Below are 20,827 nucleotides of genomic sequence, written 5' to 3'. Positions count from 1 at the left end.
TTTCGCCCTCTATTGGGCAAGTGCCTATGGTGCAGCCAGAGACAAAGCAGTACAATTCCGCAAAACTGTAATGGCTATCAGAGCAATACAGATGACCGAACTCATTTTGGAAACCGGCAATGCGCACCCTCCTGTCGCGACCACGCTTGTGGAAACTGTCATGGCGACCATCCGCCAGCGGATATCGGCGCGCAGCCTGACGCCAGGCGCGCGGCTGCCTTCGATCCGCGCCTTTGCCAAGGCCATGCAGGTGTCCAAGTCGACCGTGGTCGAAGCCTATGAGCGGCTCGCTGCCGAAGGCGCGATACGCTCACGGCCGGGCTCGGGTTTCTATGCCGCCGGATCGCTGGCGCCACTGTCGCTGGCCGAGATCGGCCCGCGGCTCGACCGCGCTGTCGATCCGCTTTGGGTTTCGCGCCAGTCACTGGAAGCCGGCGACGAGATGCTGAAACCCGGCTGCGGCTGGATGCCGGCCTCATGGATGCCGCAGGCCGCCTTGCGCCGGGCGCTGCGCACCGTGGCGCGCGCCGACGATGTCGACCTAGCCGATTACGGCACGCCGCTCGGCCTGCCGCCGCTCAGGCAATTGCTCGCGCGGCGCATGGCCGGCCACGGCATCGAGGTCTCGCCCGAACAGATCATGCTGACCGAATCGGGCACGCAGGCCATCGATCTTCTGTGCCGCTTCCTGATCGAACCCGGCGATACCGTGCTGCTCGACGACCCCTGCTATTTCAATTTTCACGCGCTGCTGCGCGCCCATCGCGCCAAGGTCGTCAGCGTGCCCTACACGCCATCGGGGCCGGATATCGAGCTGTTCGCGCAGGCGCTCGCCGAGCACAGGCCGCGCCTCTACATCACCAATTCCGCTATCCACAACCCGACCGGCGCGATCCTGTCGCCGGTCACCGCGCACCGGCTGCTGAAACTCGCCGACCAGTCGGACCTGACCATCATCGAGGACGATATCTTCGCCGATTTCGAGCACAGCCCCGCGCCCCGGCTGGCGGCGTTCGACGGCCTCAACCGCGTCGTCCATATCGGCAGCTTCTCCAAGACGCTATCGGCATCGGTTCGCTGCGGCTTCATCGCGGCACCACGCGACTGGATCGAGCAACTTACCGACCTCAAGATTGCCACCACCTTCGGCGGCGGCCGGCTGGCGGCCGAACTGGTGCTGACGCTGCTTAGGGACGGCAGCTACCGCAAGCACATGGAATTGCTGCGCGCGCGGCTTTCCCGCGCCATGGGCGAGACGGGCGCGCGCCTGAAGGCCATCGGCATCACGCCCTGGATCGACCAACCGGCCGGCTTGTTCCTGTGGTGCAGCCTGCCGGATGGCGTGGACGCGGCTGAAATGGCACGCCGCGCGCTGGCCGACAACATCGTGCTGGCGCCCGGCAACGCATTCAGCCTGTCGGGAACCGCCAGCCGGTTCCTGCGCTTCAACGTTGCCCAATGCCAAGACGAGCGGATTTTCAGGGTGCTCAAGGCGGCAATGGCGCGCTGAGCGCTCAGCGGGAGGCCGCGCAGACCTCCCGAACGCAATCTCGCAGCCAGCGTTGCGCCGGATCGGCATCGAGCCGTGGATGCCAGAGCATCGAGATGGTGACCTCCACCGTGGCGACCGGCAGCGGAAAGCTGACCATGCCGGCGCGTGCGCCTTGCGTGTGCCGTTCGGGCACGCTGGCAATAAGGTCCGAAGCGCGCGCCATGGCGAGTGCAGCCGAAAAGCCGGAGACCATGCACATGACGGTTCGCTGCAGGCCGAGCAGCGCCAACGTCTGATCGATCGGCCCTCTTTCCCGACCCCGCCGTGAAACGCTGATGTGGCGGCCGGCCGCGTAGCGTTCAGGCGTTACCGCGCCTTCACTCAAAGGGTGGCCCGCTCGCACTGCGCCGACGAAGCGGTCGCGAAACAGCGCCTGTATCATCACTTCCGGGCCGGTTTCGCCGGCAACGCCGATTTCCAGATCGATCGCTGCGTCGCGCAACGAGGCGACATCCTTGTCGGCTTTCGGCGCAAAGCGCAGCCGCACGCCCGGCGCCTCGGCCTGGATGCGGGCGACAAGACGCGGCCCGAATTCCTCGACGAACCCTTCATTGGTGCGCAGCGTGAAGATCTGGTTCAGCTTCGCGAGATCGAGAGGCCTGGCTGGGCGCAGCAAGGTTTCTGCCTCTTGGACAACGCGGCCGGCCTGCTGTCGCAATGCCTCCGCGCGCGGCGTCGGCACGAGGCCTCGACCGGCCCGAACCAGCAGCGGGTCGCCGGTCGCTTCGCGCAGTCGCGCCAGGGTGCGGCTCATCGCCGACGGGCTGAGCCGCAGCCGGGTTGCCGCGCGCGCCACGCTGCCTTCGGCGAGCAAAACGTCGAGCGCGAACAGCAGATTGAGATCGGGCGATGCCATCGGCGGATTGTAGCACATGCCATGGCGTTTGGCGCACGAATAAGATGCAAATGATGCGCCTTCCGCCATTCCATCCTGACGACTAGATCTCCGACAGGTCCGGTTGCGGGACTGACAAGGAGGAAATCGCCATGGCAATTGCTGAGCAGAACGAGTGCGCATCGGCGCCGCAGAACACCCGGTCCGCAGGCCTGGCCCACTCTCCTGTCTTGGCATTGGCCAGCCTGTCGCTCGCCACGCTGCTGTCGTCGATTGGAACCAGCATTGCCAGCGTCGGACTGCCTTCCCTCATGCAGGCGTTCGGTGCGCCGTTCCAGTCCGTGCAATGGGTGGTTCTCGCCTATCTGCTCGCCATCACGGCCCTGATCGTCAGCGCCGGTCGGCTCGCCGATATGCTCGGCCGCCGGCCGTTGCTGCTCGGCGGCATCGCGCTGTTCACACTGGCCTCGGTGCTCTGCGGCCTGGCGCCGACGCTCTGGCTGCTGATTGCGGCGCGCGCCGTACAAGGACTGGGTGCCGCGCTGATGATGGCGTTGACGCTGGCCTTTGTCGCGGAGACCGTGACCAAGGAGAGAACCGGCAGCGCCATGGGCCTGCTCGGCGCCATGTCGGCAATCGGCACCACGCTCGGCCCCTCGCTCGGCGGCTTTCTGATTGCCGGCTTTGGCTGGCGGGCGATCTTCCTCGTCAATGTCCCGCTCGGCCTCCTGACCTTTGCCCTCGCCTGGCTGGCCCTGCCCGCCCGTGGCAAGGCTGCACAAGGCGTTCAAGGCGGGTTCGACGCGATCGGAACGGTCTTGCTGGCCCTGACGCTCGCCGCCTATGCATTGGCCATGACGCTCGGCCGCGGCCATTTCGGCGCCCTCAACATCGGCCTCCTGGTGGCCGCCGGCATCGGCGTCGTTCTGTTCGGCGTTGCGCAGACGAAGGCGAAAAGTCCCTTGATCCGGCTTGCCCGGTTGTACGACATCCGGCTCAGCGCCAGCCTCGCCACGAACCTCGTTGTCGCCACCGTGATGATGGCGACCCTGGTGGTCGCTCCGTTCTATTTGTCGCGAGGGCTGGGGCTCAATGCTGCGATGGTCGGCGTGGTCCTGTCGACAGGTCCGCTGGTCTCCGCGCTCTCGGCGCTTATCGCCGGCCGCCTCACCGATCGCTTCGGTACCAACAGGATGATGATCGCCGGACTGTTCGGCCTGGTCAACGGCACCTTGCTTTTGTCGCTCGCCGCAACAAAACTCGGCATTGCCAGCTATATCGTGCCGATCGCCGTCACCTGCTTCGGGTACGCCCTGTTCCAGACATCCAACAATGCCGCAGCCATGAGCGGTGTCGCTGCCGGCGAGCGCGGCGTGGTGTCCGGCCTGCTCAATCTGTCGCGCAATCTCGGCCTGATCACCGGCGCATCGCTTATGGGCGCCATTTTTGCGGCTGCCTCGACGGGAGAACGGCAAAGCCAGGACATGCTGACCTCAGCGGCAGCCGCGCACGGCATGCAGGTTACCTTTCAGACGGCAACGGTCCTGGCGGTGGCTGCGCTGTTGCTGGCACTGCTCTCGACCCGCGCCGGCGGCAGGCTGTCGGTGCGGCAACAGCCATCATGACCGAAGATAGGGAGCTTACGCTCCCGCCCGCTTGCGCCGCTCATAAAGCATGACCAGCGTTTCGGCGGTCAGAGCCGGCCTCTGTTCGCCCTCGATCTCGACAGTGTTGGCGGCCTTCATCAGATACTGGCCCGGCCCCTTGTCCTCCACCGACAACAGGGTCGTGCGCAGCCGGATGCGTGCGCCGACCCTGACAGGCGCCAGGAACCGCACCTTGTCGAAGCCGTAATTGAAGGCGGCTTGCGTGTTTTCGGGGACGATGCCCATGCCCAGCGCCAGCGCGCCGATGATCGACAGCGTCAGATAGCCATGCGCGATCGTGGTTCGAAATGGGCTCTGCCGCTTCGCCCGCTCCGGATCGACGTGGATCCACTGATGGTCGCCTGTGCATTCGGCAAACTGGTTGATGCGGTTCTGGTCGACGGTCGTCCATTCCGACACGCCGAGCTCCTGCCCGGCCATCGCCCTTAACTGCTCGAAGGTCGGCGGCGTTTTCGGCCGTAGTTCCGTCATTCCTGCTTTCCCGATGGCTCCCAGTGCCTCGGACCACGAACGGACGGCTCCTGTCAATTCGCCCGTTGCGATTCCGTTCCGCCATTTTCCGCCAAACAGCGTCCCTCGTCCATGCTCATGCGCCGCAAGCGGCCCACTCCTCTCATGGTTGCGTTGAGAGTCACTTCTTGTCATAGCCCGAGCGGATTTCCTCCATCGCTTCCTTGATGCGGCTGCGCAGGATTTCGACCGATTCGGTGCCGGATTTCTTGACCAGCTCGGCCACTTCGCCGGCATTTTTCAGGGCGGCTTCGAAGGATTTCCTGGCGAACTCCGCCTGTTTTGTCATCAGTTCCTGGGGATTGCCCGGCGCCTTGTAGCTCTGCGCCATGTCGCTGACTTCACGCAGCGTGTCCTGCAGCATCTCGCGCTGTCTGGACAACAATGAGGTCGCGCCGGCAGCTCCCGCCCGCGCCGATCTTTCCAGGGCCTCGAGGTTCTTGCGATGATGCGCGAGGATCGCCTCGACATTCGGCACCTTCAGGTCACGGCCGAACCGGCTGAACATGTCCAGGAACGAATCGGAGTCGGGTCGTTTGGCCATTGCTCGTGCTCCCCAGTTGTCGCAAATGCTGAACCTCGAGCAATTCCAGGAAAAGTGTGAAACGGTTTTCCGTCAGGAATTGCGTCAAAACAAAGAGTTAGAGCAGGTCGCCGTTTCCTTGAAACGGTGAACTGTTCTGTTCTGGACAATAGCACTCGCGCGCCGTGTGTCCATTCGGACGCCCAAGCAATTCAGCGGCAAATGCAGCATCAGCCAGCGAGAAACAGCCTCTCCGCCGTGTAGAGCACGATACCCGCCAATCCGCCGATAATCATGCCGTTGAAGCGGATATATTGCAGGTCCTTGCCGATGTTCATCTCGATCAGCCTTGTCAGCTGGGCGAGGTCCCAGCGCTTGACCTGGTCGGCGATGAATGTCGACACACCGCTCTTCTGGCTCTCCACGAACGACGACAGCGCCACGACAAAGCCCCGGTTCATGTCGGCCCGGATCTGCGGATCGCCCGAGAGATGGCGGCCGACCTCGACGAACATGTTGGCGAGATGCGCGCGAACAATCGAATTCTCCGCCTTGGCGTCCTGTTCGATGAACACGCTGAGGCTCTGCCACATGTCGCCGGCGAGCGACTTCACTTCCGGCCGCGCCAGGAAATCGCGCTTCAGCTTCTCGGCCCGTTTGGCGTATTGCTTCGAGGTTCTGAGCCGCTCGATGAAGCTGTGAGCGAAACGGTCGAATTCGGCGCGCATCGGATGGTCGGGATCGGCCCGCACCTCGTCAAGCAGCGAACCGGCGGAATCGACGATCTTTTTCAGCAGATAGGCGTCGGCTCTGAACAGGTTGAACAGCGACGGCAATTCCTCGCGGATTTTCTCGCGCATGGTCGCCAGCGCCTCTTCATCGTTCAGGAACCGGCCGATCACCCTGGTGAATTCGTCGAAGAGTTTCTGGTGGCGGCGGTCGTCGGTCAGTGCCGACAGCAATTCGGCCGCGAGCGGCGCCAGCGGCACCTTGTCGATCTGCTCCAGCATGCGGCTGGTGACGAAGCCCCGCAGGCCGGATTGCTCGATCGCCGCAAGCGTCTGCGGGACCAGCCGTACGACGAAGCGCGACAGGCCGGCAGAGCGTTCGGCGTCAGTCAGCCAGTCGGCGACGAGTGCTGCAAAATCGACCTCGGCCAGCTTTTCCCGCACCGGCCCGGGCGCCAGAAAATTGACCTCGATGAAGCGGCCCAGATTATCGGCGATGCGGTTCTGGTTCGCTGGGATGATGGCGGTGTGCGGGATCGGCAGGCCCAGCGGCCGCTTGAACAGCGCCACCACCGCGTACCAGTCGGCCAGGCCGCCAATGGTCGCCGCCTCGGCGAAGGCCGCCACGAAGCCCAGCCACGGATACTTGGCCTCGAACGATTTGGCCACGGCAAAAACCACGACGCAAAGCACCAGCGCAGCCGTGGCGAGGAACTTTGTCCGCCGCAACGCGAAAAGCTTGGCGCCCGTCTCGGCATCAAAACCGCCAGGCGCCAGGGACGAAGCCGATTGGGACATGATACGCCGCTCCTCATCGATCTCTTGGCTATCTGGCATGGGCTATTTAGGGGGTGTTTGGGCCCGTAGCATGATCGGATGGGCCGATTTCGGCCGGGAATTGCCGGTTTCGCACGCAAAGTTGACAAGAATGTTCATCTATCATGCAATCCCAGTCTGGAATTGTTCCAAGGTATAGGCCATATTCCGATCAGGCCAGTGTGGGCGAATCCGAAACTCCGGGTGAGAAAGCCGCACCAGCACAATCTAAAATCTGGTGCAGTTCCAACGCGCCAGCACTCGGGTGAGGAATGAAATGCGGCTGACGCGCCAGACCAACTACGCCATGCGCATCCTGATGTATTGCGCCGCCAACAACGATCGCCTGAGCCGCATCCCCGAGATTGCGGCCGCCTATTCGGTGTCGGAGCTTTTCCTGTTCAAGATCCTGCAGCCGCTGGTCGAGCATGGCCTGGTCGAGACGGTGCGCGGCAGGAATGGCGGCGTGAGGATCGGCCGCCCCGCCGAGCAGATCAGCCTGTTCGACGTCGTACGGGTGACCGAAGAGAGCTTCGCCATGGCCGAGTGCTTCGAAAACGACGCCGCCGAATGCCCGCTGGTCGACAGCTGCCAGCTGAATTCGGCGCTGCGCGAGGCGCTCAACGCCTTCTTTGCCGTACTCTCCCGCTACACTATCGCCGATATGGTGGCGGCGCGCCCAAATGTGCGTCATTTGCTCGGCATCGACATGCTGGTCCAGCGAGCTCCGGCCGCCTGAGTTTTCTAGTGCATGTCGCTCAAAAGTGGCCCCGGTTTTGAGACAACGACATGCATAAAAACAAAGACCTAAAGCGCGTCGCCTGAGTCCGTTCAAACGCGACGCGCTTTTAGGCGGCTGACTGCGGCAAGACGAACGGCATGTTCGCCGCCGGCAACACACCGACCCTTAGCCGACAATCGAACACCTTTTCGATCAGATCGTCGCTCAGCACCTCCTGCGGTGAACCGTCGGCGGCGAGCCGGCCGCGATGCATCACGAAAATCCGGTCGGCATACATGGCCGTCAGATTGAGGTCGTGCAGGATGGCGATCACACCGCCGCCGCGCCGGGCGAAATCGCGGGCGATGTTCATGATGATCAGCTGGTGCTTGATATCGAGGCTGGAGACCGGCTCGTCGAGATAGAGATAGCGCGGCTTGCCGTCGAGCACCGGCGCCCAGACCTGGCACAGCACGCGCGCCAGTTGCACACGCTGTTGTTCGCCGCCCGAAAGCTCCTGATAGAAGCGGCCGGCAAAGCCGTCGAGGTCGACCCGCACCAGCGCCCGCTCGGGCAGACGATCATCTTCGCCCGGCAGAACGCCGGAACGGCCGCCGATAAGGCCGAGCCTGACCACTTCGTGCACGGTGAAGGGAAAGGACAGCGTCGCGGCCTGCGGCAGCACGGCACGCACGGTCGCGGCCTCCACCGGCTTCATCGCGGAGAGGTCGCGCCCGTTGACGGCCACTGTCCCCGCAAACGCCAGATCGCCCGACAACGCCTTCAAAAACGTCGTCTTGCCCGAGCCGTTGGGTCCGACGATTGCCGCAATTTCGCCCGGCCGCGCGACGAAATCGACATTGGCAACAATGCGCTTGCCGCCGATCGCCACCGAGACATCGCGTGCTTCGATCATGCCGCCTCACAAGTCGATTACGCCGCGCTTGCGCAGCAGGATCCAGAGGAAGAACGGCGCGCCGGCGATCGCCGTGACGATGCCGATTGGCAATTCGGCCGGCGCCACAATGACGCGGGCAACTGCGTCGGCAAGAAGCAGCATCGAGGCGCCGAGCAGCGCCGATGCGAGCAAAAGATAGCGATTGTCCGGACCGATCAGCAGCCGCAGCAGATGCGGCACGACGATGCCGACAAAACCGATGCCTCCGCTGACTGCGACAGAGGCGCCGACCGCTGCCGAGACGCCGACGATCGCGGTGTATTTCAGCCGCTGTACCGGGATGCCGAGATGTCCGGCCGTCGCCTCGCCGAGCGCCAGGGCGTTGAGGCCTTTGGCCAGGAACGGCATTGCCGCAAGCGCCAGCACGATGATCGGCCCGACGGAAGCGATCTTCGGCCAGGTCGCGCCGCCAAGCGAGCCCAGCTGCCAGAAGGTCAGGTCGCGCAACTGCCGGTCGTCGGCCATGAAGATGAGAATGCCGGTCAGCGCCATGGCAAGGGCTGCGAGCGCAATGCCGGCAAGCAGCATGGTGGCAACCGATGTGCGACCCTGCCGCGTGGCGACGCGGTAGAGCACCAGCGTGACCGCAAGGCCGCCGCAGAAAGCGGCGAGCGGCAAGGCCAGCCCGCCGAGCGCCAGAGTGAGCGGCGCCAGCCACGTCGTGCCGAGCACGATGACGGCGACCGCGCCGAGGCTCGACCCGGCGGAAACGCCGATCAGGCCGGGATCGGCGAGCGGGTTGCGAAACAGGCCTTGCATGACCGCACCCGATACGGCCAGTGCCGCCCCGATCAGCACGCCGAGCAGTACGCGCGGCATGCGGATATCGTAGACGATCAACCGGTCGCGGGCACCAAGCGCGGCGTCGTCCGGCATGGCGCCGGTCAGCCAGTCACGAATGACACCAACGGCCGATGCATCGGAAGCGCCCGACCTCAGCGACAGGAACATCGAAAGGGCAAGCGCCACACACAGGAGCACAATAACCATGCGAGCGCGCCCGGAACGATCGCCCTCGGCCACCTTGCCCGCCGCGCCGGCGATCGACTGATCCACCATCGGCTCAGTCCGTGACCTGGCTGCCATAGAGCGAGGCGGCCAGATCGTGGATGGCATCGGCCGTGCGCGGCCCGAAGCCGAGGAGATAGCTGCCATCCATCAGGATCAGTTTGCGGCCTTCACCCGCCGGCGTCGAGGTGATCGACGGGATGGCGAACAGCTCGGCCTCCGCAATCGGCGGTCCGGCATTCTTCATGGCCAGGATCACGTCCGGCCTGGCGGTTACGATGGCCTCGTCGGACATCTGCTTGTAGCCGGAAAAACCTTCGACGGCGTTGACCGCACCGGCGAGCTTGATGATGCCATCACCGGCGGTGTCGGTGCCGGCGGCCAGGATCTTGCCGCCCTGGATCGACAGCACGAACAGGATGCGCTTGCGCTGCTTGATCGACGCCGTCTGCTTCTCGGCCGCCTTCAGCTTGGCGTCGGTCTCAGCCACCAGCGTCTCGGCCTTGGCGTCGACGCCAAGCGCCTTGCCGACGATGCGGATCTTTTCCAGGATGCCGTCATGGCTGTAATGCTCGGGCACGTCGATGAACGGAACGCTCGACTTTTTCAGCACATCGACCGCTTCCTTCGGCCCACTGCCATGCAGCGCCAGAATGCCCGAATGATTGACCGACAACACGCCTTCCGGCGACAGCTGGCGCATATAGCCGACGTCGGGCAGCGCGACCGCGGCGGCGGGGTAGCGGCTGGTCGAATCGCGGGCGACGAGATGACCTTCCTCGCCAAGCGCGTAGACGATCTCGGTGATCGAACCGCCGATCGCCACGATCCGCGACGTGTCGGCAAACACGGCCACGTTCTCGCTGGCCGGCACTGGGGCGGCAATAAACAGCGACAGGCCCAAGGCCGCGGCAAGCGTCCTGAACAGTGAAATCATCGTCGTTTCCTCAGGCTGCGGTCGGGCTTGGAATGCGCGGCAGGTTCTCGGCAAGGAACCGCCAGTCGTCGCGCTCGCCCTCGCCTTCATGGCGCTTGCCGAAGAACTGGATGATCATTTTGCCGTCGGCGCCATAGGCTTCGAGCGAGGTGACATGACCGTCCTTGGTCGGTTTGCGCACCGCCCACACCTCCTGGATGTGGTCGGTGCGCAGATGCAGGTGGAACGTCTCGTCCATGACGTTGATCCACGGCCCCATCGGCTTGATCGACTTGACGGGACCGGAATGGATCTGGATGCAGCCTCGGTTTCCGACAAAACACATGATCGGCATGCCGTCGGCGGCGGCATGGTGGAACATGGCGCCGATGGCGTCATTGTCGAGCAGCCAGGCATAGTCCTGGCCGACCATGCGCACGGCCTGGTGGCGGGTGAGCTTCAGCGTTTTCAACATGCCAAAGAACTGGTGGACGTCGGTCAGCCGGCTCCAGCGGTCACGCAGATCGTCGGTGTCTGCGGCAACGCCCGACGTCTCCGCGTCGTCGTCGGCCAGGCCTGCGATAGACACGGTCACCTCCTGGTTCGGCGATTCGAGTGCGGCCACGAGCTTCTGGTAGGCATAGAGATTGGACGCCGGCCGCAGATGCACCTTGTGCACCGCATCGCCGGCCGCGTCGAAGAATTGCAGGCTGCGGCGGATGTCGCCGCCGTCGCGCTTTTCCACGGCAAAGCCATGCGCCCAGACTTTGGGAAAAATGCGCAGGTCGATGTTTTCGCCCAGCACCATGGCGTTGTGCGTGCCTGTGACAACCTTGTCGTAGACGCCGATCTTCTCGTGCACCGCGCTTTCGTTGCGGGTCAGCGCCATCACTTCGCCGACGGCGTCGAGGCCGGTCAGAAGATCGTTGACCCTGGGCTCGACGCGCACGACGCCGTCGCCGCAATGCGCGGCCACCAGCTCGGCCTCGGAAATACCGAACTCGGCGGCAAGATCGCGCTCGCGCGCTTTCGGATTGTCTGCCCGCGCTCGCCGGATTTCATGCGGTGCGGGTTTTACGCGCTGGTCCATGTCCTGCTTACCTGTCCTGCCTGGCGTTTTGGCCTGCCTGGCTGTTTCATCACTTGTTGAGGATGAGCTTGCCCTGGCGGGTGATCTTCAACCGATAGAGCGCGCCATGGTGCTCGATGCCAATCTCGTGCTCGCCCTGGAACAGCGTGTTGGAGGACAGCGTCCGCACCGCCAGCGGCACCCGGTCGAAGCGGGTCGGCGTCTCCTCGGAACGGCGGACGCGGTAACGGAAGTCGTTGGGATTGTGGGTGTTCATCTCTTTCGATCCCTTTCCTGTGCCGGGCAACTGGCTAGGCGTTGCAAATGCCGATTCATTTCTTGACTTGAATCATCATGTTTATTAGCCAGTGCAATACCGGACCAAATGAGTCAACATTTAAGACGCCGGACAGAATGAAAAATGCCAGCGAGCACCAAGCCAGCCAGCATCGAACCTGGAATTTTGGAGTTGGGGCATGGGCTTGGGAAATTGTGGACCACTGGGTCTGGCGAACGCCGATCCGGTGCATCGGCCTATGGCAAAGGCAATGGCAGCCTTGCTTGCGGGGGCAGCGACGATCGCGCTGCTGACATCGCCGGCCAGCGCTCAGCCGGCCGCTGACCAGGCCGACCAGACCAGGAAAACCGAGGACACCAAGCCGGCGCCCGCCGGCGCGACCCTGCTGGACAAGATCCTCGTCATCAGCCGCACCGGCGAGACGGCAATCGAATCGCTGGCCTCAGCAGCCGTGTCGACCAGGAACAGCTCGACCGCCGCATGGCGACGACGCCGAACGAAATGCTGCTCGGTGTGCCTGGTGTCGCCGTGCAGGCCGATGCGCGACGCGTCAGCTCCAGCATCAACATCCGCGGCCTGCAGGATTTCGGTCGCGTCGCCGTCATCGTCGACGGCGCCAGGCAGAATTTCCAGCGCTCCGACCACGGCACGCAGTCGACCTTCTATGTCGATCCCGAGCTCATCAAATCCGTTGACGTCATTCGCGGACCGACCGCCAACACCTACGGCTCCGGCGCCATTGGCGGCGTCGTCTTCTTCGACACCAAGGATGCGGTGGATTTCCTCAGACCGGGCGAAACCTGGGCCGGCTCCGTCACCGGGCGCTATGAAAGCAACGGCAAGGGCTGGACCGCCAGCGCCAGCGGCGCCTACAAATTCAACGACGATTTGGATGTGCTGGGCAACATCGTCTACCGCGACTACGGCGACTACAAGAATGGCAGCGGCGACACCGTCGCCGGTACCGGTTTCGACGTGCTGAGCGGCCTGCTCAAGACCACAATCCGCCAGAGCGAGAACAGCGAATTGAAGCTCGGCTGGGTCGGCTCGAGCGACGGCTGGACGGAAACCAGCGGCGGCGTGCCGGCCAACGACGTCGACCTGAAGTCGAACACCTTCACCGCCCGCTACAACATCACTGACGACGCCAGGAGCTGGCTCGATCTCCACATCAACGCCTCCTACAACAAGACCAATCTCGACCTCACCACGCTGGTCCCGCAGAACCGCTTCGATCCGTCGACCGGCCTTCCCGTGCTGCTGCCCGTCGGTTCGACCTCGGCCTTCGACGTTGGCACGGCCGGCGTCGACATTTGGAACACGTCGCGCTTCGAAACAGCCGGTGTTGCGCACGAATTGACCTATGGCGGCGACTGGGTGGGTGACGATGTCGAGACCGGCGGCACCGCCGGCGGCGACAGCTTCTACACCCCATCGGGCAAGCGTAGTGTTTCGGGCGCCTACATCCAGGACAAGCTCACCTGGGACTGGCTCGAGGTCATTGCCGGGCTGCGTTACGACAATTACAGCCTCGAAGACAGCACCCACGAAACGTCAGGTGATCGTCTGTCGCCGCGCATCACCGTTGGTGTCACGCCCTTCGAAAGCGCCAGCCTGGCGGGCCTGCAGTTCTATGGCACCTACGCGGAAGGCTACCGCTCGCCGTCGCTGACCGAAACGCTGATCAGCGGCAACCATCCGGCAGGCGTCACCTTCCCGTTCCTGCCCAACCCAAACCTGCGGCCTGAAACCGGCAAGACCACCGAGTTCGGCGTCAACTACAAGCTGAACGACCTTATCGAGGCCGGCGACGCGTTCCGGCTCAAGGCCGCCTACTTCCACAACGATGTCGACGACTACATCGAAGGCGTCACACTGTCGGCATTCGACCCGACCAGCGGCTGCCCGTTCGGCCCCGGCATTCCGATCTGCTTCCAGTACCAGAACGTCGCCCAGGCCAAGATAAACGGCTTCGAACTGGAAAGCGTCTACGATGCCGCCTGGGGTTATGCCGGGCTCTCCGCCTCGATCACCAACGGCCACACCATCTCCGATGAAGGTGAGCGCGCTGACCTTGCCACCATCCCGTCCTCGCAGGTCACCGGGCAGCTCGGCTTCCGCTTCCTTCAGGACAAGCTGACCGTCGGCGGCGAGGTGCAGTACAACGGCAAGCCGAAGGGCAACCCCGTAGCCAAGGATTATACTCTGGTCAACGCCTTCGCCAGTTACCAGGCTACCGACAATCTGAAGGTGGACTTCCGCGCCGACAATTTGTTCGACGTCAAATACACCAACCCGCTGAACGGCGGCACCACCGCCGTCATCTATGAATCCGGCATCACGCTGAAGCTGGCCGCAACCATGCGCTTTGGAGGCTGACACCCATGACAAGTTTGACGGCATCGCTTCGGCTCCTGACCTCGACGCTGGCGATGTCGCTTGGCTTGATGCCGGCGTGGGCTCAGTCCGCGCCGGCTCCGCAACTCAGCCTCGAGCTCAATGCCGCGCAGCCCTCCGAAAAGGGTTGCCGCCTGACCTTCGTCGTCAACAATGCGCTCGGCGCCGATCTTTCCAAGGCGGCATTCGAGATCGCGCTGTTCAACGAGCCGGCATTGTCGACCGCCTGAGCGTGCTCGACTTCAAGGACCTGCCGGCCGGCAAGACCAAGGTGATCCGCTTCGACCTCGCCGGCACCGACTGCACCAAACTCAGCCGCGTGCTGATCAACAGCGCCACCGAATGCGCCGGCGTCGAACCGGGCGCCTGCATGCGCGGCCTGAAGACGCAGACCAAGACCGGTATCGCATTCGGCGTTTGAGGTGGGTCTGCATCCCGCCTTCCTGCACGACAATGCGACACGACCCGTCGCAGCTCCGCCGTTATGGCCGGCAACCGATCTTGATTTGACAATCCCGCCGCGCTCGCGGCAGGTCTCGCCGCGAACCATGCAGGACATCACCCCCCTCCCCGACGCCGGCAACGAACCGGCGATAACAATGGACGAGCTCGTACAGCCGGCGGCCGCGGACCGCAAATGGACTGTGGCGATCGTCGCGTCCTGCCTGCTCCATGCCGCTGCCGCAGCGGCGTTCATGGTCGCACCCGCCGGGACATTCGATACCGGAAAGGCAATACAGGCCGAAGGCGCCGATCGATCAGGCGCAGACGTCCTCGGCACCGCTTTGCAAAACCCGGTACCCGACGCAGTGGATGTTACCCTGGTAACCGATCCTCAGCCGGCCAACCCCGTCCAACCCACGCCGCAAACCGAGGCGCCTCAAGCCGTAGAGGAGCCGGCGGCGCCCAAATCTGCGCCGGAAGCTGCCAAGCAGGTAGTCGTCGCTCCGGATGCACCGACGGCTGCCATCCCGGATGATCAAAGTGTCGCCCCGGAGGGTGAGACGCCTGCACCGTCACCGGTTCAAACGCAGAGTTCGGAGGCGTCTCCCGCCAATGAGCCTGCCGTTGAATTGCCTAACGCGAGGCCACCAGTCCCAAGCCCGAGGCCAAGTACATCAATATCAGGCGCACCAATACCGGGAGAGACTGGCGGCACGGCAGATGGCGAGGAGCGCGAGGCAACGGCGGTTGCCAGCAAAGGCGGAAAACAGGGCGCGGCGGGCAATTCGATGGAATCCGGCTACAGCGTTGAAGTTCAGAACAAGCTTGTCCGCGCCAACCGCCACGTTTCGAAGGCGGTTCAAGCCAAGGCTCGCAACAATGCCAGGGTCTATTTCGTCGTCATGGCCGACGGCAGCGTCAGCGACTTGCAGCTTGTCGAAAGTTCAGGGTCTGCCGAGCTAGACCAATTCGCTTTGAAACTGGTGCGCCAGCAAGCCCCGTTCCCGCCCATTCCACCCGAGACCGGATTATCAAGTTGGGTGTTCAGGGCGCGGATCGGTCCGTTTTAACCAGCTCGCAGACCTTCGCCAAATGTCGTCGTCCACCAATTCAAGAGGAAGCCCAATGTACATCGCCATGAACCGCTTCAAGGTCCAGAATGGCTCGGAGACCGCCTTCGAGGATGTCTGGAAGAACCGCGATTCGAGCCTCTCGGAGATGAAAGGCTTCAGGGAATTCCACTTGCTGCGCGGCCCGGTCAACGAGGCCGAGGGTTACACGCTGTTTGCCTCGCACACGGTGTGGGCAAGCCATGAGGATTTCGTCGCCTGGACCAAATCCGAGAATTTTCGCGCCGCCCACCGCAACACCGGCACCTCGAAGGTGCATTATCTCGGCCATCCGCAGTTCGAAGGCTTTTCGGTCGTCGAAGGGGCCTGATTGAGATTTCACCCGTCGACGAAATCTGACGACGGGCAGATGCCGTCATGTTCCGGTTGAATTCCGGCCGCCCAGTCGCCGAAGCCGCTGGGCAATGTGCACGCGCAGCCGCCGCCAGGGCTGTCCGCGTGTCAGGTAGCGCGCCAACCGCGGATCACCGGCCAACTCCGGGAACTGGCGCACATGCTGCGTCAGGAATGCAGCTATGAAATTGCGCCCGTTGAGATCGCTGAGCCAGGCAGAATTCGCCAGCAAATAGTCTGCGGCATCCGCCGCCAACACGCTCCTGTAGCTCCTGTATGCAGGCGTTTGCCGCACATTGCCGCCGGCAAAGGCAGTTCCGGTGGACAGGTTGGAGCCATGCAGGCGATAGAGGCCGAGACCTTCTGACAGGATGAGGCTGCCGCCGGCCTGGTGCGCGAGTGTCGCCGTCAGATAATCCGTCCCGACCTTGGCCTTGAACGGGAAGGACAATACCGGTTCCAGCGCGCCACGCCGGTACATGATCGCCGAGCATGGCGACCACAGCCAGCCCGTCACCGCAGGTGCGAAATAGGTTACCGGATGCTCCGATGCATAGGCGATCCCGGGCGCCATGCCGGCAAGCCGGCCACCGGGCGCGATGGCGACGCCACTGCGATCCGGTCCGGACCGCGGTTTGCGCAAGGCAAGGAAGGTGCCGCCCAGCAAGGTGCCGCCGCCATCGACAAGGAACACATCGGAACTCGACAGAGCGGCCGAATGCGTCGTGTTGAGGTGGGCGGACAGATGCGCGAGGAGAAAATCCGGCAGCCACACGTCATCGGAATCCAGAAACGCGACGAAAGGCGCGTCGGTTGCGGCAAAGCCGTCGCGGAATCCTGCGATCTGCCCGCCATTCTCCTCGCGCGCCAGCAGGCGCAGGCGCGGATCGTCTATATCCCTTAGAAGCTGTCGGACATGGTCGGCCGAGCCGTCCGTCGAGGCATCGTCGACGATGACGCATTCCCAATTCCGGTAGGTCTGCGCAAGCACCGAGCGGATCGCCTGTTCGACGTACGGCCGATAGTTGAAGCAGGTGATGACCACCGCCACGCGCGGCAGCTCAAACGGTCCGGCCGTGTCTTCCATCTGTTCAGCTGCCCGCTCGAGTTGCTGTCTGTCCCTTGCGCATATCCTTGCAACTCGTTGCAGGCAAGCGAGCCGCGAAAAGCCCCCTAGGCCGCCGCGAGCAGGCTGGCATTGCCGCCGGCGGCCGTGGTGTCGACGCAGACAGCGCGTTCATGCGCATAGGCCGCCGGGTTGAGCACCTCGCTGACCAGCGGCACGATCGGCCCGCTGCGGTCGGCAATGACCTTGCGCACGATCCGCGCCGCCTCGGGCCTGCCCGAGAAGGCGACGACATCGACGCGCAGCGAACGCGCTTCGACTGGGTCTGGCCGACCGTCTATGGCCGCCAGCGGCAACCCCTTGCCGGTCAGCGCCGACAGTGCCGCCGGCGCGCTCGGCGCCACGGCCAGCACCGCATTGCCGGCGGCCAGCGCCTGGATCGTCTGGGCAAGCAGCGTGTCGGCGTCCGGACCGAGGCACAGCACCCGGCCACGCGGCGACAGCGACAGCGTGTTGGCCTCGCCGGTCGGTCCGGGCAGGTCGACCTGGCCGAAATCGATGGCGGCTGCAGCGCCGATCGCTGCAGCGCCCTTGCCGCGCAGATGCTTTCTCAAGATGGCGATGCGGTCCGGCCGCGTCGACCAGCCGCCAAGCGTCGGATCGGGCAGATTGTCGGCCAGTTCGGTCGCCGTCACCTTGTGGCCCTCGGCAATCTCCGTGCCCGCCTCCGGCCCCTTGCGGAACCGCCGGAGATAATGCGGCCCGCCGGCCTTCGGCCCGGTGCCCGAAAGCCCCTCGCCGCCAAAGGGCTGCGAGCCGACGACGGCGCCGATCTGGTTGCGGTTGACATAGATGTTGCCGGCATGGATGCCGTCGACGAAATGCTGGACGCGGCCTTCGATGCGGGTGTGCAGGCCGAAGGTCAGGCCATAGCCTTTGCGGTTGATGGCGGCGATGACGGCGTCGATCCCGTCGGCGTCGAAGCTGGCGACATGCAGCACCGGACCGAACACTTCGCGCTCCATCTCCTCGATGCCTTTGACCCGGAACACATGCGGCGCAACGAAGCGGCCATCTTTGGGTGCTTCGAGCTTGGCGATCAGCCGGCCCTGCAGCCCCATTTTGGTGCAATACTCGCGGATCGAGTTCTGCGCCTCGTCATCGATGACCGGCCCAACATCGGTCGAAATCTGCCAGGGATCGCCGATGGTGAGCGCTTCCATGGCGCCCTTCAGCATCTCCAGCATCTTCTTCTCGACATCCTTCTGCACGTAAAGCACGCGCAGCGCCGAACAGCGCTGACCCGCACTCTGGAAGGCGGACGCCAGGATGTCGCGTACCGCCTGTTCGGGCAGTGCTGTGGAATCGACGATCATGGCATTGAGGCCGCCGGTCTCGGCGATCAGCATGGCGTCCGGCGCGGCCGTCTCGGCCAGTTGCTTCTCGATCAGCTTTGCAACCTCGGTCGAGCCGGTGAAGCAGACGCCGGCAATGCGCGGATCCGCAGTCAGCGGTCCGCCGACCGACGGGCCGTCGCCCGGCAGAAGCTGGATCACATCTTCCGGCACGCCGGCCTCGCGCAGCAGCTCGACTGCGCGGAAGGCGATCAGCGGCGTCTGTTCGGCCGGCTTGGCGATGACCGAATTGCCGGTGACGAGCGCTGCCGCGATCTGGCCGGTGAAGATGGCGAGCGGGAAATTCCACGGCGAAATGCACACGATCGCGCCGCGCGCCTCGGTGCCCGCTTCGTTGTTGGCCGCCTCGGCAGCGTAGTAGCGCAAGAAGTCGACAGCTTCGCGCACTTCGGCCACGCCGTCGGCCAGCGACTTGCCGGCTTCCCTGGTGGCGAGCGCGAAAAACTCGACCGCATTGGCCTCATAGAGGTCGGCGGCGCGGTTGAGGATGGCGGCGCGCTCGGCAACGGGACGCTTCGCCCAGGCCGGCTGCGCTTCCACAGCAAAGCGCACCGCGGTCGCGACCTGCTTGGCAGCGGCTTCGGCGACCGTGCCGACGATCTCGGCAGGCTTTGCCGGATTGACCACCGGGCGCTGCTTGCCGTAGCCGGCGGCGCGCGTCATCGGCTTGGCATGCCAGCGCTCGGGCCCGGCAAAGGCCGCCTTGGCCTTGTCGATCGCCGCCAGCGTCACCGGATCGGTGATGTCGAACCCCTTCGAGTTCCGCCGACCAGCGCCGAAGATCGTCGCAGGACGAGCGATTGCCGGATTGGCGGCGGGGCCCTGGCTCTCGACCGTTTCGAGCGGATCGCGCGCAATATCCTCCGGCTCGACGTCCTCGTCGGTGAGCTGATGGACGAAGGAGGAGTTGGCGCCATTCTCCAGCAGGCGGCGAACCAGATAGGCCAAGAGGTCGGAGTGCGCGCCGACCGGCGCATAGATGCGGCAGCGCGTGCCTTCGGCCCGGCGCACCGTCTCATGCAGCGCTTCGCCCATGCCGTGCAGGCGCTGGAATTCGAAAGCGTCACGGTTGTCAGCCATCGACAGGATGGCGGCGACGGTATGGGCATTGTGCGTGGCGAATTGCGGATAGATGCGGTCGGTCATCGACAGCAACTTCCTGGCGCAGGCCATGTAGGAAACATCGGTGTTGGCCTTGCGGGTGAAGACGGGGTAGCCGGAAAGCCCGAGCGTCTGTGCCCGCTTGATCTCGGTGTCCCAATAGGCGCCCTTGACCAGCCGCACCATGATGTTGCGGTCGTACTTTTCCGCCAGCGCATAGAGCCAGTCGATGGTGAAGGCCGCGCGCGGGCCGTAGGCCTGGACGACGACGCCAAAGCCATTCCAGCCGGCAAGCTCCGGCTCGGACAACACACGCTCGATGACGTCGAGCGACAGGTCGAGCCGGTCGGCCTCCTCGGCGTCGATGTTGAGGCCCATGCGCGAATGGCGTGCGGCCAGCGCCAGCGACAGCAGCCGCTCCGCCATCACCGGCAGCATCTTTTCCTTCTGTGCCTCTTCGTAGCGCGGATGCAGCGCCGACAGTTTGACCGAGATGCCGTGGTTCTGGCGGATATCGGGACCGTTGGAGCCTGAATCGAGCGAGGAGATCGCATCGGCATAGGCCTTGAGGTAGCGCAGCGCGTCGGCCTCGGTGCGGGCCGCCTCGCCCAGCATGTCGAAGGAATAGAGATAACCTTTCTGGATCATCGACTTGCCGCGCTTGACGGCTTCCGCAATGGTGCGGCCGAGCACGAACTGCTCGCCCATTTCGCGCATGGCGGCGGCGACCGCCTTGCGGATCACCGGTTCGCCCAGCCGGCGAACCATCGAGCGCAGCGTGCCTTCAATGCCGCCCTCGCCTTCGTCGAGCACACGGCCGGTCAGCATCAGCGCCCAGGTCGAGGCGTTGACGAAGATCGAGCTCGAACCGCCTGAATGCGCCGACCAGTCATGCGGTGCGATCTTGTCGGCGATCAGGTCGTCCATGGTCTCGGTGTCAGGCACGCGCAGCAGTGCCTCGGCCAGGCACATCAGCGCCACGCCTTCCTTGGTGGAGAGGCCGTAGGCCGAGAGAAAAACCTCCATCAGCCGCGGGTCGGACGAGCCGCGCACCGCGCGCACCAGATCCGCGGCACGGGCCGAGACGGCTTTGCGGTCATCGGCCGAAAGTTCTGTCGCGGCAGCCAAGCGCTTCACAGCCGCGTCTTCGTCGGGCAGGTAGTTGGCGCGGATCTGCTGGCGGATGGTGTCGAGCGGCATGGCGGTCCTGCGGAGCAAGCATCTGGGAGCGGGCCGGCGGTCGCCGGACCGAATGGCGCAAGCTAGCACAGAGCCGCATTTTCGGCCGGTCCAAAGAAATCGACATGGCATGCCGGATGATCTATCATTGCGGCTCAATT

At 64.3% G+C, this 20,827-nt stretch carries 16 protein-coding genes and 2 pseudogenes; 7 read left to right on the top strand and 11 right to left on the bottom strand.

All coding sequences use genetic code 11. The annotated features are described in order from the left end of the window. Window positions 1–91: 91 nt before the first annotated feature. Window positions 92–1,510 carry an aminotransferase-like domain-containing protein gene (locus NKI88_RS02640; RefSeq protein ID WP_352653681.1) on the top strand — a complete coding sequence of 473 codons (1,419 nt, stop codon included), beginning with the start codon at window positions 92–94 and terminating at the stop codon, window positions 1,508–1,510. Between the two features lie 4 nt (window positions 1,511–1,514). Here the strand turns inward: NKI88_RS02640 and NKI88_RS02635 are convergent, their stop codons facing one another. Continuing rightward, the gene (locus tag NKI88_RS02635; RefSeq protein WP_352653680.1) at window positions 1,515–2,408 is read right to left on the bottom strand and encodes a LysR family transcriptional regulator; all 894 of its coding nucleotides are present in this window, start codon (window positions 2,406–2,408) and stop codon (window positions 1,515–1,517) included. Between the two features lie 131 nt (window positions 2,409–2,539). Between NKI88_RS02635 and NKI88_RS02630 the strand changes: the two genes are divergently transcribed. After that, the gene (locus tag NKI88_RS02630; protein WP_352653679.1) at window positions 2,540–4,012 is read left to right on the top strand and encodes an MFS transporter; all 1,473 of its coding nucleotides are present in this window, start codon (window positions 2,540–2,542) and stop codon (window positions 4,010–4,012) included. A gap of 15 nt (window positions 4,013–4,027) precedes the next feature. Here the strand turns inward: NKI88_RS02630 and NKI88_RS02625 are convergent, their stop codons facing one another. From NKI88_RS02625 to NKI88_RS02615, 3 genes are all read right to left on the bottom strand, one after another. Further along, window positions 4,028–4,525, bottom strand: a complete 498-nt coding sequence (locus NKI88_RS02625) for a MaoC family dehydratase (protein WP_023681725.1) — start codon at window positions 4,523–4,525, stop codon at window positions 4,028–4,030. Window positions 4,526–4,685: 160 nt separating this feature from the next. Further along, window positions 4,686–5,108, bottom strand: coding sequence for a phasin family protein (locus NKI88_RS02620; protein WP_352653678.1), 423 nt, complete (start codon window positions 5,106–5,108; stop codon window positions 4,686–4,688). A gap of 209 nt (window positions 5,109–5,317) precedes the next feature. Then, complete coding sequence (locus NKI88_RS02615) at window positions 5,318–6,613, bottom strand: DUF445 domain-containing protein (RefSeq protein ID WP_352653677.1); 1,296 nt, start codon at window positions 6,611–6,613, stop codon at window positions 5,318–5,320. 295 nt (window positions 6,614–6,908) lie between these two features. Here NKI88_RS02615 and rirA point away from each other — a divergent pair, with 295 nt between their 5' ends. Then, entirely contained in the window at window positions 6,909–7,370 is a 462-nt protein-coding gene (gene rirA / locus NKI88_RS02610; protein WP_023672640.1) for an iron-responsive transcriptional regulator RirA, read from the top strand. 109 nt (window positions 7,371–7,479) lie between these two features. Here rirA and NKI88_RS02605 read toward each other — a convergent pair whose 3' ends face one another. Genes NKI88_RS02605 through hemP form a run of 5 tightly spaced genes read right to left on the bottom strand, consistent with a single transcriptional unit; the run spans window position 7,480 to window position 11,580 of the window. Beyond that, on the bottom strand, window positions 7,480–8,268 hold the full coding sequence (locus NKI88_RS02605; RefSeq protein WP_023725641.1) for a heme ABC transporter ATP-binding protein: 789 nt from the start codon (window positions 8,266–8,268) through the stop codon (window positions 7,480–7,482). A 6-nt stretch (window positions 8,269–8,274) separates the two neighbouring features. Further along, a complete protein-coding gene (locus NKI88_RS02600) occupies window positions 8,275–9,369 on the bottom strand; it encodes a FecCD family ABC transporter permease (RefSeq protein WP_352653676.1) in 1,095 nt (364 codons plus the stop codon). 4 nt (window positions 9,370–9,373) lie between these two features. Further along, entirely contained in the window at window positions 9,374–10,255 is an 882-nt protein-coding gene (locus NKI88_RS02595) for a heme/hemin ABC transporter substrate-binding protein (RefSeq protein ID WP_352653675.1), read from the bottom strand. Window positions 10,256–10,265: 10 nt separating this feature from the next. Beyond that, window positions 10,266–11,324 carry a hemin-degrading factor gene (locus NKI88_RS02590; RefSeq protein WP_352653674.1) on the bottom strand — a complete coding sequence of 353 codons (1,059 nt, stop codon included), beginning with the start codon at window positions 11,322–11,324 and terminating at the stop codon, window positions 10,266–10,268. A 49-nt stretch (window positions 11,325–11,373) separates the two neighbouring features. Then, window positions 11,374–11,580 (bottom strand): hemin uptake protein HemP, encoded by a 207-nt coding sequence (hemP, locus tag NKI88_RS02585; protein WP_023673860.1) that lies wholly within the window; start codon window positions 11,578–11,580, stop codon window positions 11,374–11,376. A 259-nt stretch (window positions 11,581–11,839) separates the two neighbouring features. Between hemP and NKI88_RS02580 the strand changes: the two are divergent. The 4 genes and pseudogenes from NKI88_RS02580 to hmuQ all read left to right on the top strand — a co-directional run bounded on the left by NKI88_RS02580 (window position 11,840) and on the right by hmuQ (window position 15,882). Further along, window positions 11,840–13,980: pseudogene (locus tag NKI88_RS02580) on the top strand (TonB-dependent hemoglobin/transferrin/lactoferrin family receptor). A gap of 5 nt (window positions 13,981–13,985) precedes the next feature. Further along, window positions 13,986–14,419: pseudogene (locus NKI88_RS02575) on the top strand (hypothetical protein). Window positions 14,420–14,642: 223 nt separating this feature from the next. Continuing rightward, the gene (locus NKI88_RS02570; RefSeq protein ID WP_352653673.1) at window positions 14,643–15,512 is read left to right on the top strand and encodes an energy transducer TonB family protein; all 870 of its coding nucleotides are present in this window, start codon (window positions 14,643–14,645) and stop codon (window positions 15,510–15,512) included. Between the two features lie 55 nt (window positions 15,513–15,567). Continuing rightward, window positions 15,568–15,882 carry a heme-degrading protein HmuQ gene (gene hmuQ / locus NKI88_RS02565; protein ID WP_023681734.1) on the top strand — a complete coding sequence of 105 codons (315 nt, stop codon included), beginning with the start codon at window positions 15,568–15,570 and terminating at the stop codon, window positions 15,880–15,882. A 45-nt stretch (window positions 15,883–15,927) separates the two neighbouring features. Here hmuQ and NKI88_RS02560 read toward each other — a convergent pair whose 3' ends face one another. Both NKI88_RS02560 and putA read right to left on the bottom strand, forming a co-directional pair. Next, window positions 15,928–16,992, bottom strand: coding sequence for a glycosyltransferase (locus NKI88_RS02560; protein ID WP_352653672.1), 1,065 nt, complete (start codon window positions 16,990–16,992; stop codon window positions 15,928–15,930). 86 nt (window positions 16,993–17,078) lie between these two features. Then, window positions 17,079–20,687: a bifunctional proline dehydrogenase/L-glutamate gamma-semialdehyde dehydrogenase PutA gene (putA, locus tag NKI88_RS02555; RefSeq protein ID WP_352653671.1), complete on the bottom strand. Its 3,609-nt coding sequence runs from the start codon at window positions 20,685–20,687 to the stop codon at window positions 17,079–17,081. Between the last annotated feature and the right edge of the window lie 140 nt (window positions 20,688–20,827).

The sequence above is a fragment of the Mesorhizobium sp. M0317 genome (genome assembly GCF_040321555.1).
Classification (GTDB): Bacteria; Pseudomonadota; Alphaproteobacteria; order Rhizobiales; family Rhizobiaceae; genus Mesorhizobium.
Note: the sequence above shows the minus strand (reverse complement) of the source record. Positions and strands in the feature narration are given on the sequence as shown.

What these genes read in the sequence shown, in the direction of transcription:
- NKI88_RS02640 (WP_352653681.1), top strand. Translation starts at nt 92, where the DNA reads ATGACCGAACTCATTTTGGAAACCGGCAATGCGCACCCTCCTGTCGCG.
- NKI88_RS02635 (WP_352653680.1), bottom strand. Translation starts at nt 2,408, where the DNA reads ATGGCATCGCCCGATCTCAATCTGCTGTTCGCGCTCGACGTTTTGCTC.
- NKI88_RS02630 (WP_352653679.1), top strand. Translation starts at nt 2,540, where the DNA reads ATGGCAATTGCTGAGCAGAACGAGTGCGCATCGGCGCCGCAGAACACC.
- NKI88_RS02625 (WP_023681725.1), bottom strand. Translation starts at nt 4,525, where the DNA reads ATGACGGAACTACGGCCGAAAACGCCGCCGACCTTCGAGCAGTTAAGG.
- NKI88_RS02620 (WP_352653678.1), bottom strand. Translation starts at nt 5,108, where the DNA reads ATGGCCAAACGACCCGACTCCGATTCGTTCCTGGACATGTTCAGCCGG.
- NKI88_RS02615 (WP_352653677.1), bottom strand. Translation starts at nt 6,613, where the DNA reads ATGTCCCAATCGGCTTCGTCCCTGGCGCCTGGCGGTTTTGATGCCGAG.
- rirA (WP_023672640.1), top strand. Translation starts at nt 6,909, where the DNA reads ATGCGGCTGACGCGCCAGACCAACTACGCCATGCGCATCCTGATGTAT.
- NKI88_RS02605 (WP_023725641.1), bottom strand. Translation starts at nt 8,268, where the DNA reads ATGATCGAAGCACGCGATGTCTCGGTGGCGATCGGCGGCAAGCGCATT.
- NKI88_RS02600 (WP_352653676.1), bottom strand. Translation starts at nt 9,369, where the DNA reads ATGGTGGATCAGTCGATCGCCGGCGCGGCGGGCAAGGTGGCCGAGGGC.
- NKI88_RS02595 (WP_352653675.1), bottom strand. Translation starts at nt 10,255, where the DNA reads ATGATTTCACTGTTCAGGACGCTTGCCGCGGCCTTGGGCCTGTCGCTG.
- NKI88_RS02590 (WP_352653674.1), bottom strand. Translation starts at nt 11,324, where the DNA reads ATGGACCAGCGCGTAAAACCCGCACCGCATGAAATCCGGCGAGCGCGG.
- hemP (WP_023673860.1), bottom strand. Translation starts at nt 11,580, where the DNA reads ATGAACACCCACAATCCCAACGACTTCCGTTACCGCGTCCGCCGTTCC.
- hmuQ (WP_023681734.1), top strand. Translation starts at nt 15,568, where the DNA reads ATGTACATCGCCATGAACCGCTTCAAGGTCCAGAATGGCTCGGAGACC.
- NKI88_RS02560 (WP_352653672.1), bottom strand. Translation starts at nt 16,992, where the DNA reads ATGGAAGACACGGCCGGACCGTTTGAGCTGCCGCGCGTGGCGGTGGTC.
- putA (WP_352653671.1), bottom strand. Translation starts at nt 20,687, where the DNA reads ATGCCGCTCGACACCATCCGCCAGCAGATCCGCGCCAACTACCTGCCC.